The sequence below is a fragment of the Azospirillum sp. 11R-A genome (assembly GCF_049472615.1).
Lineage (GTDB): Bacteria > Pseudomonadota > Alphaproteobacteria > Azospirillales > Azospirillaceae > Azospirillum > Azospirillum palustre.
The window spans coordinates 16,507-32,170 of the sequence record NZ_JBCEBL010000011.1 but is presented as its reverse complement, the minus strand read 5'-3'; the positions used below and the strand labels follow the sequence as shown (position 1 = coordinate 32,170).

The 15,664-nt window shown below is 67.8% G+C and carries 11 protein-coding genes; 5 read left to right on the top strand and 6 right to left on the bottom strand.

Annotated elements, in window-relative coordinates; translation table 11 throughout:
- Positions 1–258: 258 nt before the first annotated feature.
- Complete coding sequence (locus VH569_RS16475; RefSeq protein ID WP_423316304.1) at positions 259–1,302, top strand: agmatine deiminase family protein; 1,044 nt, start codon at positions 259–261, stop codon at positions 1,300–1,302.
- Between the two features lie 114 nt (positions 1,303–1,416).
- On the top strand, positions 1,417–3,303 hold the full coding sequence (locus tag VH569_RS16470) for an AI-2E family transporter (protein ID WP_423316303.1): 1,887 nt from the start codon (positions 1,417–1,419) through the stop codon (positions 3,301–3,303).
- Here the strand turns inward: VH569_RS16470 and VH569_RS16465 are convergent.
- From VH569_RS16465 to VH569_RS16445, 5 genes are read right to left on the bottom strand one after another with little or no spacing between them, the layout of a single operon-like run.
- A complete protein-coding gene (locus tag VH569_RS16465; RefSeq protein WP_423316302.1) occupies positions 3,300–4,088 on the bottom strand; it encodes a diguanylate cyclase in 789 nt (262 codons plus the stop codon). The genes VH569_RS16470 and VH569_RS16465 overlap by 4 nt on opposite strands.
- Complete coding sequence (locus VH569_RS16460) at positions 4,085–5,038, bottom strand: sensor histidine kinase (RefSeq protein WP_423316301.1); 954 nt, start codon at positions 5,036–5,038, stop codon at positions 4,085–4,087. The genes VH569_RS16465 and VH569_RS16460 overlap by 4 nt, the downstream gene beginning before the upstream one ends.
- Before the next feature lie 20 nt (positions 5,039–5,058).
- Positions 5,059–5,433 carry a biofilm regulation phosphoprotein SiaC gene (gene siaC, locus VH569_RS16455; RefSeq protein WP_423316300.1) on the bottom strand — a complete coding sequence of 125 codons (375 nt, stop codon included), beginning with the start codon at positions 5,431–5,433 and terminating at the stop codon, positions 5,059–5,061.
- 20 nt (positions 5,434–5,453) lie between these two features.
- A complete protein-coding gene (locus VH569_RS16450) occupies positions 5,454–5,999 on the bottom strand; it encodes a SiaB family protein kinase (RefSeq protein WP_109047716.1) in 546 nt (181 codons plus the stop codon).
- A 19-nt stretch (positions 6,000–6,018) separates the two neighbouring features.
- Complete coding sequence (locus tag VH569_RS16445; protein WP_423316299.1) at positions 6,019–7,740, bottom strand: SpoIIE family protein phosphatase; 1,722 nt, start codon at positions 7,738–7,740, stop codon at positions 6,019–6,021.
- Positions 7,741–8,201: 461 nt separating this feature from the next.
- Between VH569_RS16445 and VH569_RS16440 the strand changes: the two genes are divergently transcribed.
- From VH569_RS16440 to polA, 3 genes are all read left to right on the top strand, one after another.
- Entirely contained in the window at positions 8,202–9,077 is an 876-nt protein-coding gene (locus tag VH569_RS16440; RefSeq protein ID WP_423316298.1) for a substrate-binding periplasmic protein, read from the top strand.
- A gap of 118 nt (positions 9,078–9,195) precedes the next feature.
- Entirely contained in the window at positions 9,196–9,981 is a 786-nt protein-coding gene (locus VH569_RS16435; protein ID WP_423316297.1) for a response regulator transcription factor, read from the top strand.
- Positions 9,982–10,113: 132 nt separating this feature from the next.
- Entirely contained in the window at positions 10,114–13,038 is a 2,925-nt protein-coding gene (polA, locus tag VH569_RS16430; RefSeq protein ID WP_423316296.1) for a DNA polymerase I, read from the top strand.
- Between the two features lie 199 nt (positions 13,039–13,237).
- Here polA and VH569_RS16425 read toward each other — a convergent pair whose 3' ends face one another.
- The gene (locus VH569_RS16425; RefSeq protein ID WP_423316295.1) at positions 13,238–15,526 is read right to left on the bottom strand and encodes an FdhF/YdeP family oxidoreductase; all 2,289 of its coding nucleotides are present in this window, start codon (positions 15,524–15,526) and stop codon (positions 13,238–13,240) included.
- Positions 15,527–15,664: the final 138 nt, after the last annotated feature.

The following is a 15,664-nucleotide window of genomic DNA, read 5'->3' as shown; positions in this document are numbered from 1 at the left end:
GACGCGACGTCCTTCCGCGTCTTTTTTAAAATCCCTTCGCCGCAAGGCCCCTCTGCACGACGCCCTTCTGCCATAAGGCCAAGCATCCGCTGCGGCGGACGCGATTGCCAAAGGCGCGCTCCCGTGGTTAGGGTGGATGGGGATGAAAAATGTCCCGGTCCCTTGCGGCCCGCCGACCGGTGTTTCGGTCCGACCGTTGTTCCGGTGTTGCGGCTGCGAAGGGCAGAGGACTTTGAAAAAGGGTAGAGGGATCGACGCATGACGACACCGAACGCCCCGATGCCGACGGGTGAAGGGACGGGTCAAGGCTTCCGCATGCCCGGCGAATGGGCCAGCCACAGCGGATGCTGGATGGCGTGGCCGTGCCGGCCGGAAACCTGGCCGGAGGGCGCCTTCGACGCCGCGTGCGACGCCTATGCCGAGGTCGCGCAGGCCATCTCCCGCTTCGAGCCGGTGACGATGGTGTGCGACCCGGCGGACGTGGCGGAAGCCTCGCTCGCCTGCGGCCCCGGCATCCAGATCCTGCCGCTGCCGATCAGCGATTCCTGGATTCGCGACACCGGCCCCAGCTTCGTCATCGACGGCAAGGGCGGGCTGGCCGGCGTCCATTGGGGCTTCAACGCCTGGGGCGGCAATTACCAGGGCAGCGACAAGGACCAGCAGGTCGGCCGCCTGATCCTTGACCATCTCAAGCTCCCCTGCATTTCCGCCCCGCTGGTGATGGAGGGCGGCTCCTTCCATGTCGACGGGGAGGGGACGCTGATCACCACCGAACAGTGCCTGCTGAATCCCAACCGCAATCCCGGTCTGTCGCGGGAGGAGATCGAGCAGCAGTTGAAGGACCATCTCGGCGTCGAGACGGTGATCTGGCTGGGGCAGGGCTATCAGGACGACGAGACCGATGGCCACATCGACGAGATCGCGCTGTTCGTTCGTCCCGGCGTGGTGATGGCGATCACCACCGACGATCCCGGCGATCCCAATTTCAAGATCTTCCAGGACAATCTGGACCGGTTGAAGCGCGCCCGCGACGCGAAGGGCCGCGAACTGGAGGTCATCACCATCCAGCAGCCCGCCCGCCGCGACCTGAACGGCGTGCGCCTGACCCTGTCCTACACCAATCTCTACATCGCCAACGGCGGCATCGTCATGCCGGCCTTCGAGGATCCGGCCGACGACGAGGCGTTCCGCGTCGTCCGCAAGGCCTTCCCCGACCGCGAGGTGGTGCAAATCGCAGCACTCGACATCGTCCGCGGCGGCGGCGGCATCCACTGCATCACCCAGCAGCAGCCGCTTCCCTGACGGGCCCAATCATGGTTTGGCGGCCCTCGCCGCCGTGACGGGCCAGGCGAGGGAACGTGCCGGCGCGGCCGGTGTTCATGTCGGGCATTCTCCCTTCCGGAAAGCCCGACGATCATGGCCGAGGACACCGCTCGCCGACTACAGGCACGCCCCATCGCGGTGACGAAGGCCGCTCCTCCCGTCTCCACCCAGACGATCCTGCTGATCATCACGCTGATCGTGGTGACGCTGTATCTGGCGGCGGACATCCTGATGCCCATCGCGCTGGCGGTGCTGCTCAGCTTCGTGCTGACGCCCATCGTCACCCGGCTGCAGCGCTGGCGTCTGGGCCGCGTGCCGTCGGTGCTGGCGGTGGTGGCGCTGCTGTTTCTCGGCATCACCGGCTTCGGTGCCGTGGTGGGCAGTCAGCTGGGCGATCTGGCCGACAATCTGCCGACCTACCAGCGCAACATCCACACCAAGATCGAGTCCCTGCGCAGCGCCACCGCATCGGCTGGCGACCGCGGCGCGCTGAAGCAGGCGACGGACGCCTTCCGCGACCTGCAACAGGAGATCGAGCGGGCCACCGCAGGTGCCGCACCCAACCAACTGCCCGGCGCCGGCCCGGCGACGCAGGCCGGCGCGCCGACGCACCGCGAACCGGTCCCGGTGCGCATCGACCAGTCCGACACCGGGGTCTTCGACCTCGTCAGCCGGGTGCTCGGCCCGGCGATGACGCCGATCGCCACCGCCGGCATGGTGCTGGTCTTCACCATCTTCATGCTGTTGCAGCGGGAGGATCTGCGCGACCGCATGATCCGGCTGGTCGGATCCGGCGATCTCAGCCGGACGACGGAGGCGATGAACGACGCCGGCGAGCGGGTCAGCCGCTATCTGCTGATGCAGGTTGTGGTGAACGTGACCTACGGGCTGCCAATCGGCGTCGGGCTCTGGCTGCTCGGCGTGCCGAACCCGCTGCTGTGGGGGCTGCTGGCGACGGTGCTGCGCTTCATTCCCTTCCTCGGGCCGGTGATCGCCTCGGCCTTTCCCATCCTGCTGTCCTTCGCGGTCGACACCGGCTGGACCCTGCCGCTGCTGTGCATCGCCCTGTTCGTGGCGGTGGAGCTGTTCTCCAACAATGTGGTGGAGCCCTGGCTCTATGGAACGGCGACCGGCCTGTCCTCGCTTGCCATCATCGTCGCGGCGGTGGTGTGGACGACGCTGTGGGGGCCGATCGGCCTCTTGCTGGCGACGCCGCTGACCGTCTGCCTCGTGGTGCTCGGCCGCCATGTGCCGCAGCTGCATTTCCTGGAGGTGATGCTCGGCGACCGCCCGGTCCTGCCCGACGAGGCGAAGATCTACCAGCGCCTGCTGGCCCGCGATCCGGTGGAGGCGACCGAGCTTGCCGAGGAGCGGCTCGGAAAATCCACCCCGGTCGAACTGGCCGACGGGCTGCTGCTGCCAGCCCTGTCGCTGGCCGAACAGGAACGCCAGCGCGGCTCCCTCAACCCGGACGGGCGGCAGGCGGTGGCCGAGGGGATGGCGGGCCTGCTGGACGAGCTGTCGGATGCGCCCGCCCCGGCCGACAATGCCCCGCGCGTGCTCTGCGTCGGGGCTCGCAACAATCTCGACGAGGCGGCTGCCGGGCTTCTCGCCTATCTGCTTGCCGGACGCGGCATCCATGCCGATGTCGTGCCCTGCGAGAAGGCATCGACCCGCGCCATCGCCAGCCTCGGTACCACGGGGGTGGATGCGGTGGTGCTGTCCTCGCTCAACCCGACGGCGCTTGGCCATTGCCGGCGGATGATGCGCCGCCTGCGGATGCATTTCGGCCCGCGCGTGCCGATCCTGCTCTGCCTGTGGAGCGCCCATCCGGAATCCGAGGTGCCGGAGCGGGCCAGCGCCGAGACCGACGCCAATCTGGTCGCCACCGGCATGGCCGGGGCGCTGGCGCAGCTGGAGGAACTGAACATCGGTGCCGCCCCGGCCGCGGTTGCCGAAGCAGCACCTTCCCCGACTTAAGCGGCTGCCGCCCAGCGGTTGCGTCCGGCGCGCTTGGCGATGTAGAGCGCGTCGTCGGCCGCCTGGATGCAGGCGTCGGCGGTCTGCCCCTGGCGATGGGATGCGATGCCAAGGCTCAGCGTCACCGTGATGCTGCTGTCCTGATGGACGAACGGATGGTGGGCGATGAGCTGGCGCAGCTTTTCCGCGACCGTTTCGGCCTGGATCTGATCGCTGCCGGGCAACAGGATCAGGAATTCCTCTCCGCCCCAACGGGCGCACAGGTCATGCAGGCGCAGGTTCCGGCGCAGCAGGCCGGCGGTCTCCACCAGCACATGGTCGCCGGCGGCATGGCCGAAGGCGTCGTTTACGTCCTTGAAATGGTCGATGTCCAGCATGATCAGCGCAAAGCCGCTGCCGTTGCGGCTGACGCGGCACAGCTCGGCCTCCAGCCGTTCGATCATCTGGCGGCGATTCGGCAGATCGGTCAGCGGGTCGGTCTGCGATGCGGCGTGCAGCGTGCGCGCCATCTGGCGGGTGTCGGTCTGCATGCGGTCGCTGATCTTGGCGATCTTGGTCAGCTGCCGCATCAGCTTCATGTGGTCGTTGGCGAGCGCGCGGAACTCCTGCATCAGCGGATGGTCGGCATAATCCTCGTTCGCCGCGAGGCGGGCGACCCAATCCTGAAGCTTCTGTTCCTGCACCATCATGCCCATCGTTCCCCGCCGCAAGGCCCAGCGCCTGGGCAAGCCCGTTACCGTCGCGCCGCCGGAATTGCCGACCTCGGAGTCGGCACCCCCTGTCATGGCGAGGTCTCCGGTACCGGAACCGCCGCCGAAGCTGCTGCCGGAGCCGCCGTGGGCGTCGTTGCCCGTGCGACCGGCAACCGGACGGTGAAGGCCGAGCCCTGGCCCGGCTCGCTCGCCACCGAGATGCCGCCGCCGTGGGTATCCACGATGCAGCGGGCAAGGTGGAGGCCAAGCCCGGCGCCGGTCGTCCCCGCCGCATTGGACGCACGGAAATACTTGTCGAACAGCCGCGCCGCGTCGGCGGCGTTGACGCCGATCCCCTGGTCCGTGATCCGTACCGTGACCTGACGGCCAGGGCCTCCACAGGGGCTGCCGGCGGCGCCGTCGCCGACCGAGAGGTCGAGGCGGATCGTGCCCCCGTTCGGCGAGTACTTGACAGCGTTTTCCATCAGGTTGGAAAACACAACGGCCAAAAGGTCGCGGTCGCCGGGAATCGGCACCGGACGGTCGAGGCCGTGCAGTTCGAAGCGGTGGGCGGTGGCGGTCCCTGCCATCTCGCCCGCCAGCGCGGTCAGCATCGCCGCAAGGTCGAAGGCCACCGGCCGCGCCGCCGCGGCGCCCAGCCGGTCGTTGGTCAGGCAGCGTTCGATCAGGTGCAGCATCCGCTGGACCGCGTTGCGGATCTTGCTGACCCGCGGCATCGCCGAAACCGGCAGCTTCGGCTCCAGCTCCAGCATCTGCGAGGCGCTGTCGATGATCGCCAGCGGCGTGCGGAATTCGTGGCTGACCATCAGCACGAACTGCCGCTGCTGGCGCGCCATCTCCTTGGTCTCGGTCTGGAGACGGTCACTGATCTTGGCAATCTTGCGGAACTGGCGCAAAAGCTTGCCGTGCCGCTCCGCCAGCGTCTGGAATTCCGCCAGCAGCGGGTTGCCGGCATTGGCCGGATCCTCGGCCAGCCGCTGAACCCACTGACGCAGTTCCTGTTCCTGCGACCGCATCGTCATCCCGGATGTTCAGTGTGCCGTCAATGGGCCAGAATTTCGAACGGCAGCGACACGTCTTCGGCGAACTCTTCCGCCATGTCGAGCGCGCGGTCGTTGTCGCTGTCGTAATGCCAGCGCACCGACATCGTCTGACCCTTCTGGTGGGCGCCGTCCAGCATCTCCAGCACGTCGATCATGCACTTGATGCTGCTGGTGTTGAGGTAGCTCAGCCCGATGTCCAGCACCACCGCCGGGGCGGGGGCCTTCAGATAATCCTCCAGCCAGTTGAACACCGGCGCGTAGAAATCGAAGGAGTTCTCCGGATAGGATTCGCCTTCGATGCGCAGCATCCCGGCCGCCGGATCGAAATCGATCAGGGGAGAGCAGGAGGTTGCCTCGATCCGCAAACTGTCCATTATGTGTATTCCGTGATTTCTTATAGCTGCACTTCAAGGCTGAAGAAGAAATAGGTGTCATCCACCGCGCGCAACGAATATTCCAGCGGCCGGGTGGCCTTGCGCGCCATGTCGATCAGGCCCAGCCCGGCGCCGCTGGCGCCCGCCTCGCGCGGCTTGCGCGACTGTTCCTTGTAGACCGCCTTTAGGCCGGCCTTGTCCAGGCCGCGCAGCTTCTCCAGCATCGCCGACAGGCCGGGGACGTCGTCCGCCTCGACCAGATTGCCGGAGCTGACGACGTAATGATCGTCCTCCTTGCCGATCACCACGATGCCGCTGTTGGCCGGGATCGGCCGGCCCAGCGCTTCCCGCGATGCCGTGTAGTTGCGGACATTCTGCGCCTGCTCCACATAGACGGAGAAGACGTCCATGATCGCCGACTTTTCGATCCGCTCATTTTCCAGATGGTTGCGGACCGCCTTGCCCAGCTCTTCGATGACGCTGTGGCTGAAGGGGCCGCTGAAGCAGATCAGCAGCTTCTGCCGCGACAGCAGCTCCTGAAGGTTGAAGAGTTCGTTGCCTTTCATCGTACCTTGACGACCTGCCTTACGGGTGAACGGGGTGGGATGAGGATGCGTCGGGCGCGGATGCCGCCGCAAGCACCGGTGTTGCGGCCGGTGCAGCGGCCGGCGAAACGGTGAAGCCGACCAGGGTGATGTCGTCGCGCTGCGCCCGCTCGCCCTGATGCTCGGCCAGGGCCTGCGCGAAGGCGGCCCGGCGCTCCGTCATCGGGATCGCGTCATGCTCCAGCAGCATGGCGGTGAAGCGGCGGTTGCCGAAGCCAAAGCCGCGGGTGCCGCCGGCCTGATCGAGGAAGCCGTCGGTGGTCAGGTAGAAGCTGCGGCCCGGCGCCAGGTCCACCCGGTGGGTGGTGAAGCGGTGGCCGCTGTCGGACCGGCGATAGCCCAGGCTCTGCGCATCGCCCTTCACTTCGCCGACGGTGCCGCCGGCTGTGCCGGCATTGGGACTGCTGCCGGCAGCGGAGTCGACGATGTGCAGGCCGATCCGGCCGCCGGCGAACAGCAGGTCGCCCCGGTCCGGCCGCACCAGGCACAGCCCGATGTCCAGGCCGTTGTCGAAGCGCGGGTTGTCGCGTCCGCGGGCCAATGCCGCGCGCACCATGCGGTTCAGCCCGCCGAGGATCGCCGCCGGATCGCTGTCCGGCGTTTCCGACAGCACATGGTCGAGGATGGCCGACACCGTCATCGTCATGAAGGCGCCCGGCACGCCATGGCCGGAACAGTCGGCGACGCCGATCAGGAAACGGCCGTCCTCCAACGCGCGGAAGATGTGGAAATCGCCGCCCACCACGTCGCGCGGACGCCACAGCACGCAGACGCCGTCGAGGTGCCGCGCCATCTCCCGCTCGTCGGGCAGGATGGCGGATTGCAGGAGGCTGGCATACTGGATGCTGTCCATCACCTGCCGGTTGACGACCGCCAGCTGCTCGTTGGACTGGCGCAGCTCCTCCGTCCGTTCGGCGACGCGCTGTTCCAGCCGCTCGGTGTAGTCGTGGACGGTTTCCGCCATGTGGTTGAAGGCGACGGTCAGCTGGCCGATCTCGTCGGCGCGGGTGTTGCGCAGACGGACGCGGTAGTCACCGGCGGCGATGGCACCGGCGGAGCGCGTCAGCCGGGCGAGCGGCGCCAGCACCAGCCGGTTCAGCAGGATGCTGATCATGCCGATGACGGCGAGCAGCGAGAAGAAGACCAAGCCGGCCATCGGCGCCAGCGCGGTCATGGTGGCGCTCTCCGCCTCCTCCAGCGAATAGGTCATGCGCAGCAGGCCGACCATCGTGCGCTCGCCGTTGCCGCCGGACATGACGATCTGCTTTTCGACGGTCGTCAGCTCGGCCCGGCCGGCCGGACGTTCCAGCGCCACCAGCGGCTCGCCATGGCCGCCGCGGCCGCCGGATGCCGCCCAAACCTTCACGCTGCGCACCGCGGGGTCCTCGGCCAGCAGGCCGCGGATCATCCCCTCCACCGCGCGGGTGTCGAATTCCCACACCGCCTGCCCCATGGCCGACGCCTGGAGCGTGCCGACCAGGGTCGCGCGGTGGGTCAGCGCCTCCCTCTGCTGGCGGCCGACCAGGACGGAGGAGACGCCCATGGCGATCAGCCCGACCAGCAGGGTGCAGCCGACGATCATCAGGATGACGCGTGTCAGCAGCGACGACCCGCCGGCACGGACCACCTCGTCGCCCGACCCCTGGGGGCCGGCGCCGCGCAGCGTATAGGATTCGGTGTCGTCCCATCCCGTGACGCTCATCCACATCCTCCTGACCCGGCCGATCGGGCGTTCCGTGTTCATGGCGGGTTTCAATTCAGCCGCGGTCCTGGTTTCCAAGTCCGCGATAGTCCCAAGCGCATCAGTAAATCCACCCTCGCGTGCAGCATGCCGACAGTCATCGAACCGGCCGGCAGACATGATGCATGTGGCGAACGAGCTTACCCTTAGCACAACGGGATTAATCAGTCCTGAAATAACATTCGGCACCGGTTTCATACAGTGTCGGAACGTCCGGGAAAATGGGAACAATAGGAAACCGGCGGAGACCATTTCCGTCCAATTGCGACGAAGTGTAACGACGCCACGGCCAACCGGCTGAGGCCTTTGGGGGACAGTGGTTTTTCCCGTGGACGGCCGCGTCCTCGGCCGTGCTACCTTCGAATACAGTTGCTTGTGGCAAGAGCCGGCGGCTGGAGCTGTCTTCTGGGGGAGAGCGAAGGATGGCGTTTGGTGTTCGTGCGTTCTTTGGCCCGCGGATCGCTCCAGCCGGACTTGCCGCCGCCGGCGTGGCGGTTCTTGCCGCATTGGCGGCGACGGCGCTGCCCGCCGCCGCGCGTCCGGTGACCGTGCTGGCGCCGGAACTGCCGCCGATGATGAGCGCCGACGGCACCGGGCGCGAGGCCAGCATCATCACGGAGACGCTGGCCGCCTGCGGGCATGAGGCGCATTTCAAGGTTGTTCCCTTCGGCCGCCACTGGAACGACTACCGCGACAGCGTCCAGGGAAGTGCGCAGGCTGGCGGGCAAACGGGAGGGCAGATCGACGCCGTCTCCACCGTCCCGGCGGGCATGGAGATGCCGGGGGCCCGCTCCGCCCCCTACATCCTCTACCAGAACGGCGCCTCCGTGCTGAAGAGCAGCGGCCTGACCGTGCAGTCGCTGGCCGATCTGGCGGGCAAGCGCGTCATCACCTTTTCCGGCGCGCCGGACGTGCTGCCGGGGCTGCGCGCCGCCATCCCCAGCTTCGGCGATTTCCGCGAACGCGCCGACCAGATGGTGCATTCCAACCTGCTGTTCGCCGGGCGGGTCGACGCGGTTCTGGCCGACGGCCTGATCTTCGCCGAATACAACCGCCAGCTTCAGGAAAAGGCGAAGGCGGCCGGCGGCCTGCCTTTCGACCCGGCCCAGCCGGTGCAGTTCACCGCCATCTTCCCACCCACCGCCTACAGCATGGTGTTCCGCGACGAACAGCTGCGCGCCGACTTCGACCGCTGCCTTGCGGAGATGAAGGGGAAGGGCCGCCTCGACGCCATCGACCGCGAGTGGGTGGGCCGCTATTCCGCGACGGTCGGCGACCGCTACCTGTCCCAAAGGTAAGGTGCTGGAACCGGATTTGCGGGACCGTGGTTTATCCCATCCGTCCGATATGGTTTGCGTAACCGCTTCGGGTGTTTAATATAACTTCATATGAATGTGAATGGGGGCGTGAGGCGTCGTGGCCCGGATCATTGTGGTCGAGGACGAAGCCGACCTTCGTGACGATCTTGTCGAATATCTCGACCGCTGCGGATTCGAGGTGGGGGGTGCGTCGCGCGGCGCGGAGCTGGACCGCCTGCTGGAGGCAGGCCCGGCGGATGTGATCGTGCTCGACATCAATCTGCCGGACGAGGATGGCTTCTCGGTCGCCCGCCGCGTCCGCGCCAATTCTTCGGCCGCCATCATCATGCTGACGGCGCGATCCGGGCTGATCGACCGTGTCATCGGGCTGGAGCTGGGCGCCGACGTCTATCTGGTCAAGCCGGTCGATTTCCGCGAGGTGGAGGCGCAGATCAAGGCGCTGATGCGCCGGATGCAGAAGGGCGCCGCACCGCACTCTGCCGCGGAGCCATCGGCGGGGATGGGGGTGCCGGTGCCCGGCCCGACTCCTGGCCCCGCTCACGCCCCTGCGGACTCGCGCAAGGTCTGGGTGTTCGACGACATCGAATGGCGTATCCAGCCGCCGACCGGCTCCGCCGTGCCGCTGACCGCGACGGAGTACAAGTTCCTCTCGCTGCTGGTCGCCGCCCCCGGCGAAGCGGTCAGCCGCCAGGACATTTCGGTCACCCTGACCGGCCGCGATTGGGACCCCTACAGCCGCTCCATCGATTCCCTGGTCCGCCGCCTGCGCATCAAGGTGGAGGAGCGCAGCGGCTGCGCCCTGCCGGTGCAGGCGGTGCATGGCGTCGGCTATGCCTTCGTCGGTCCGGTGGTGACCAGCGCGGTGGAGGACAGCGCCGACTGAGGCCATGCTGCCGGCGGTGCGCTGCCGGTGGCGAGGGGCGTTGGCGGCGGGTCTCCACCCCGGTCTCGGCACTCGACTCCCGGCCCTCCTTCGGCGATGGTAGCGCCCGCAAGGAAGGGACGAGAGACCACCATGACAGATGCCACCGCCGCCTCCGAGAACACCCCCGCCACCGGCAGCCCTGCTTCGGGCGGCACCAATTCGGGCGGTGACGGCAGCGGCCTGTATCTGGTCGACGGCTCGGGCTTCATCTTCCGCGCCTTCCACGCGCTGCCGATGCTGACGCGGCCGGACGGCACGCCGGTCAACGCGGTGCTGGGCTTCTCCAACATGCTGCTGAAGCTGCTGGCCGACGCCAAGGCGGAAGCCGTGGCGGTGGTCTTCGACAGCAAGCGGCTGAATTTCCGCAACGAATTCTACCCCGACTACAAGGCCCACCGCCCGGAGCCGCCGGAGGAGCTGAAGCCGCAGTTCGCGCTGATCCGCGAGGCGACCGAGGCCTTCTGCCTGCCCTGCCTGGAGCTGGAGGGCTTCGAGGCCGACGATCTGATCGCCACCTACGCCCGTCTGGCGCAGGAGGCCGGGCGGCCGGTCACCATCGTGTCGTCGGACAAGGACCTGATGCAGCTGGTCCGTCCCGGCGTCGGCATGTTCGACCCGATGAAGAACAAGGCGATCGGCCCCGACGAGGTGTTCGAGAAGTTCGGCGTCCCGCCGGACAAGGTGGTGGACGTCCAGGCGCTGGCCGGCGACAGCGTCGACAACGTTCCCGGCGTGCCCGGCATCGGCGTGAAGACCGCCGCCCAGCTGATCACCGAATATGGCGACCTGGAAGCCCTGCTGGCCAATGCCGAGAAGATCAAGCAGCCGGCCCGCCGCCAGAAGCTGATCGAGTTCGCCGATCTGGCCCGCATCTCCCGCCGTCTGGTCCTGCTGGATGAGAATGTGCCGCCGCCCAAGCCGCTGGACGATCTGCGGGTGCGCGAGCCCGACCATCAGCGGCTGATCGACTTCCTGCGCGCCCAGGGATTCCGCAGCATCGTCTCCCGTGTCGAGATGGAGATGCAGAAGGACGGCCGCATCGCCGATGGGGCCAGCGGTTCGCTCCCGGCCCCCGGCTCCATGCCCACCCCCGCCGCGAAGTCGCCGGCGACGGCCGAAAGCCCGGCCGCGGAGGACCGCCCGGCCCGCAAGACGGTGCTGAACGTCCCGGAGGTGCGCTACGAACTGGTGCAGGACGCCGATGCGCTGCGCCGCTGGGTCGAGCGGGCGCGCGAGACCGGCGTGCTGGCCGTCGACACCGAGACCGACAGCCTGACGCCCGCCACCGCCACGCTGGTCGGCGTCTCGCTGTCGACCGAGCCGGGCATCGCCTGCTACATCCCGCTCGCCCACAAGGCGGAGGGAGCGGCGGCCGCCGGCCAGCTCGACTTCGAAGCCCCGACGCCGCCGGCGCAGATCCCGACCGACGAGGCGATGGCGATCCTGAAGGACGTGCTGGAGGACCGGTCGGTCCTGAAGATCGGCCACAACTTCAAGTTCGACCACCAGCTGTTCGCCCGCAACGGCATCGCCGTGTCGCCGGTCGACGACAGCATGCTGATCTCCTATGTGCTGGAGGGCGGTTCGCACGGCCACGGCATGGACGAGCTGGCGGAACTGCACCTCGCCTACACGCCGATCCCCTTCAAGGAGGTCTGCGGCACCGGCAAGAACCAGATCACCTTCGACCGCGTGCCGCTGGACAAGGCGCTGGCCTATGCCGCCGAGGACGCCGACATCACGCTGCGGCTGTGGACGCTGCTGAAGCCGCGGCTGGTCGACGACCGCATGGTCACCGTCTACGAGACGCTGGACCGACCGCTGGTCCCGGTGGTGGCCGACATGGAGCGGGCCGGCGTCCACATCGACAAGAAGGCGCTGTCCGACCTGTCGCAGAGCCTGTCGCTCCGCCTCGCCGAGATCGAGAAGGACGTCCATGCGCTGGCCGGCCAGAGCTTCAACATCGGCTCGCCCAAGCAGCTGGGCGAGATCCTGTTCGACACTCTCAAGCTCGGCACCGGCAAGAAGGGCAAGACCGGCGCCTATTCCACCGACAGCAGCGTGCTGGAGGAGCTGGCGGAGCAGGGCCACACCATCGCCCAGCGCGTGCTCGACTGGCGCCAGCTCGCCAAGCTGAAAAGCACTTACACCGACGCGTTGCAGGAGAAGATCTCTCCGGTCACCGGCCGCGTCCACACCGCCTTCGCGCTGGCGGCGACCAACACCGGCCGCCTGTCCTCGACCGACCCGAACCTGCAGAACATCCCGGTGCGGACGGAGGAGGGCAAGAAGATCCGCCGTGCCTTCGTGGCATCCCCCGGCTACAAGCTGCTGAGCGTCGATTATTCGCAGATCGAGCTGCGTCTGGTGGCGGAGATGGCGAACATCCAGGCGTTGAAGGACGCCTTCCGCGACGGGCTGGACATTCACGCCGCCACCGCCGCCCAGGTCTTCGGCATCCCGCTGGAGCAGATGACGCCGGACATCCGCCGCAAGGCCAAGGCGATCAACTTCGGCATCATCTACGGCATCTCCGGCTTCGGGCTCGGCCGTCAACTCGGCATCGCGCCGGGGGAGGCCAATGCCTTCATCAAGACCTATCTGGAGCGCTTCCACGAGTTGAAGGTGTGGATGGAGGCGACCAAGGCCTTCGCCCGCCAGCACGGCTATGTGGCGACCCTGTTCGGCCGCCGCTGCTACATGCCCGGCATCCAGGAGAAGAACGCCGCCCGCCGCGCCTTCGCCGAGCGTCAGGCGATCAACGCTCCGATCCAGGGCACCGCAGCCGACATCATGAAGCGGGCGATGAACCGCATGCCGGGCGCCCTGGCCGCCGCGGGCAGCAGTGCCCGGATGTTGTTGCAGGTGCACGACGAACTGCTGTTCGAGGTGCCGGAAGCGGAGGCCGAGGACGCGGCGCGGATCGTGCGCGAGGTGATGGAGGGTGCGGCGACGCTGGGTGTGCCGCTGGTGGCGGAAGCCGGGATTGGCGACAACTGGGAAGAGGCGCACTGAGGGGGGCGTTCGGTTCCCTCTCCCGCCCCGGGAGAGGGAAGGGGCCCATGCGGAGCATGGGAAGGGTGAGGGGTTAGGCACGAAGCCATATGCTTCGGGGCAATGCGGTTCAGGATTCTTGGGTCTCCCCTCACCCTCCCCACTTTGTGGGTCCCCTCCCTCTCCCGGGGCGGGAGAGGGAATTTCAGGTTCCTGCTCCCTACGCCACGATCCGCACCGGCACACCCTTCGCGGCCGGTGTCTTTGACGCCTCGTCGTGGTACCACAGCGGAATCAGCGGGTTCATCTCCGGGTAGTACGCCCCGAGGCAGCCGCGTGGCAGATGGAAGGGCGTCACCGTCAGGCCGCCCACCCGGCGGTCGACATCGTCGCCGGCATCGCTCGCCAGTGCGACCACCTGACCCTCCTGCAAACCGGCCGCGGCGATGTCCAGCGGGTTCATCAGCAGCACGTCGCGGGTGCCCTCGATCCCGCGCAGGCGGTCGGAGTAGCCGTAGATCGTCGTGTTGAACTGGTCGTTCGACCGCATGGTCATCAGCCGCCAGCGGCCCGGCGCATCCTCGAAGCCGATGGCGCGCAGACGGCCCGGCGGGGTGAAGTGGGCCTTGCCGGAGTCCGTCTTCCAGATCCGCTCGCGCGCCGGGTTGCCGCGGTAGAAGCCGCCGGGGGTGAAGACCCGCTCGTTGAAATGGTGGAACTGGTCGGGATAGGTCGCCTCGATCAGGGCGCGGATGCGGCGGTAATCGGCCACCCACGCGTCCCAGGTCACCTTCGGATTCGGCGGCAGGGTCGCCTTCGCCATGCCGGCGACGATGGCGGCCTCCGATTTCAGATGGGGGCTGGCCGGCGTGTTGGTGCCGAGCGAGCCGTGGATGCAGCTCAGGCTGTCCTCCATCGTCACCGCCTGCGCGCCGCTCTCCTGCACATCCTCCTCCGACCGGCCGAGGCAGGGCAGCAGATAAGCGACCTCGCCGTTGATCAGGTGGCTGCGGTTCAGCTTGGTCGCCACCTGCACCGTCAGGCGCAGGCGCGTCCAGGCCGCCTCCATCCGCTCGCGCTCGGGGATGGCGCGGACGAAGTTGCCGCCGAGCCCGATGAAGGCCTTCACCTCGCCCGACAGGATCTTCCCGCAGGCCTTGACGGTGTTCAGCCCCTCCTTGCGCGGCGGTTCGAAGCCGAACTGCTCGGCCAGCCGGTCGAGCGGCACCAGCTCCGGCTTTTCGGAGATGCCGACGGTGCGCTGGCCCTGGACGTTGGAATGGCCGCGCACCGGCGAGATGCCGGCGCCGTCGCGGCCGATGTTGCCCTTCAGCAGCCAGAGATTGACCAGCGCCCCTAGCGTCTCCGAGCCGCGCACCTGCTGGGTCAGGCCCATGCCGTACATGGCGATGGAGCGTTCGGCCTCGATGTAGATGTCGGCGGCCTCCTTCAGGTCCGCGCGGGTCAGGCCGGATTCCTCCTCGATCTCCTCCCAGCCGATGGCGTCGATCCGCGCCTTCATCTCGTCGAAGCCGGCCGTGTGCTGGGCGATGAAGTCGTGATCGAGAACGTGTTTGCCGTCCGCCTTCCGCTCCTCCGCGGCGGCCAGCACATGCTTGATCATGCCGGTGATCGCGGCGATGTCGCCGCCGGCCTTCACCTGGAAATAGAGGGTGGAGATCCGGGTGTCCTTGCCGGTCAGCATCTCCAGCGGGCTTTGCGGATTGCGGAAGCTCTCCAGGCCCTTTTCCCGCACGGGGTTGAAGGTGACGATCTTCGCCCCGCGCTTCACCGCCTCCTGCAACGGGTGGAGCAGGCGGGGGCTGTTCGACCCGGTGTTCTGGCCGAAGAAGAAGATGGCGTTGCAGCTTTCGAAGTCGTCGAGCACGCAGGTGCCGACCGGCGAGCCGATCACCGTCTTCAGCCCGACCGAGGTCGTCTCGTGGCACATGTTGGAGCTGTCGGGCAAATTGTTGTGCCCGTAGAGCCGCGCGAACAGCGCGTAGAGATAGGAGGTTTCCAGGCTGGCGCGGCCCGAGGCGTAGAACACCGCCTGCTCCGGATCGATGGCGCGCAGCTCGGATCCGATGGCGGCAAAGGCCTCGTCCCAGCCGCAGGGCAGATAGCGGTCGCTCGCCCGGTCGTAGCGCATCGGGTGGGTCAGCCGCCCCTGCTGCTCCAGATCGTAATCCTTCCAGCCCTTCAGCTCCGTGACCGTATGCTCGGCGAAGAAGTCGGGGGTGCAGCGCCGGCTGGTCAGTTCCCAGATCGTCGCCTTGGCGCCGTTCTCGCAGAACTCGAAGGCGCGGGGCTTGGCCGGCTTGGCCCAGGCGCAGGACACGCACATGAAGCCGCCGGGCTTGTTCTGCCGGCGCAGCGTGTCGAGCACGGCGGGGGTCGGCCGTTCCTCCCCCATGATGCGGGCCATCGACCCGACCGACCCCCAGCCGCCGGCCGGACCGTCGTAATGCGGGGTGTCCTTGTCGTCCGACAGTCCGTCGATGCTCATGGGGCGATACTCAGGGGGGTGGTCTTGCGACATTTCGGGGGCAGGCTCCTGGGGCCGGAACTTAGGTTCCGAAAGGATCCAACCCGCCGGATGCCATCCGGTTCCAGCGGCCGGTCATCCGGCCGGCACCAGCGCTCC

Bases quoted from the DNA above. Each gene is read 5' to 3' on its own strand.
- VH569_RS16475 (WP_423316304.1), top strand. From the start codon at position 259: ATGACGACACCGAACGCCCCGATGCCGACGGGTGAAGGGACGGGTCAA.
- VH569_RS16470 (WP_423316303.1), top strand. From the start codon at position 1,417: ATGGCCGAGGACACCGCTCGCCGACTACAGGCACGCCCCATCGCGGTG.
- VH569_RS16465 (WP_423316302.1), bottom strand. From the start codon at position 4,088: ATGACAGGGGGTGCCGACTCCGAGGTCGGCAATTCCGGCGGCGCGACG.
- VH569_RS16460 (WP_423316301.1), bottom strand. From the start codon at position 5,038: ATGACGATGCGGTCGCAGGAACAGGAACTGCGTCAGTGGGTTCAGCGG.
- siaC (WP_423316300.1), bottom strand. From the start codon at position 5,433: ATGGACAGTTTGCGGATCGAGGCAACCTCCTGCTCTCCCCTGATCGAT.
- VH569_RS16450 (WP_109047716.1), bottom strand. From the start codon at position 5,999: ATGAAAGGCAACGAACTCTTCAACCTTCAGGAGCTGCTGTCGCGGCAG.
- VH569_RS16445 (WP_423316299.1), bottom strand. From the start codon at position 7,740: ATGAGCGTCACGGGATGGGACGACACCGAATCCTATACGCTGCGCGGC.
- VH569_RS16440 (WP_423316298.1), top strand. From the start codon at position 8,202: ATGGCGTTTGGTGTTCGTGCGTTCTTTGGCCCGCGGATCGCTCCAGCC.
- polA (WP_423316296.1), top strand. From the start codon at position 10,114: ATGACAGATGCCACCGCCGCCTCCGAGAACACCCCCGCCACCGGCAGC.
- VH569_RS16425 (WP_423316295.1), bottom strand. From the start codon at position 15,526: ATGAGCATCGACGGACTGTCGGACGACAAGGACACCCCGCATTACGAC.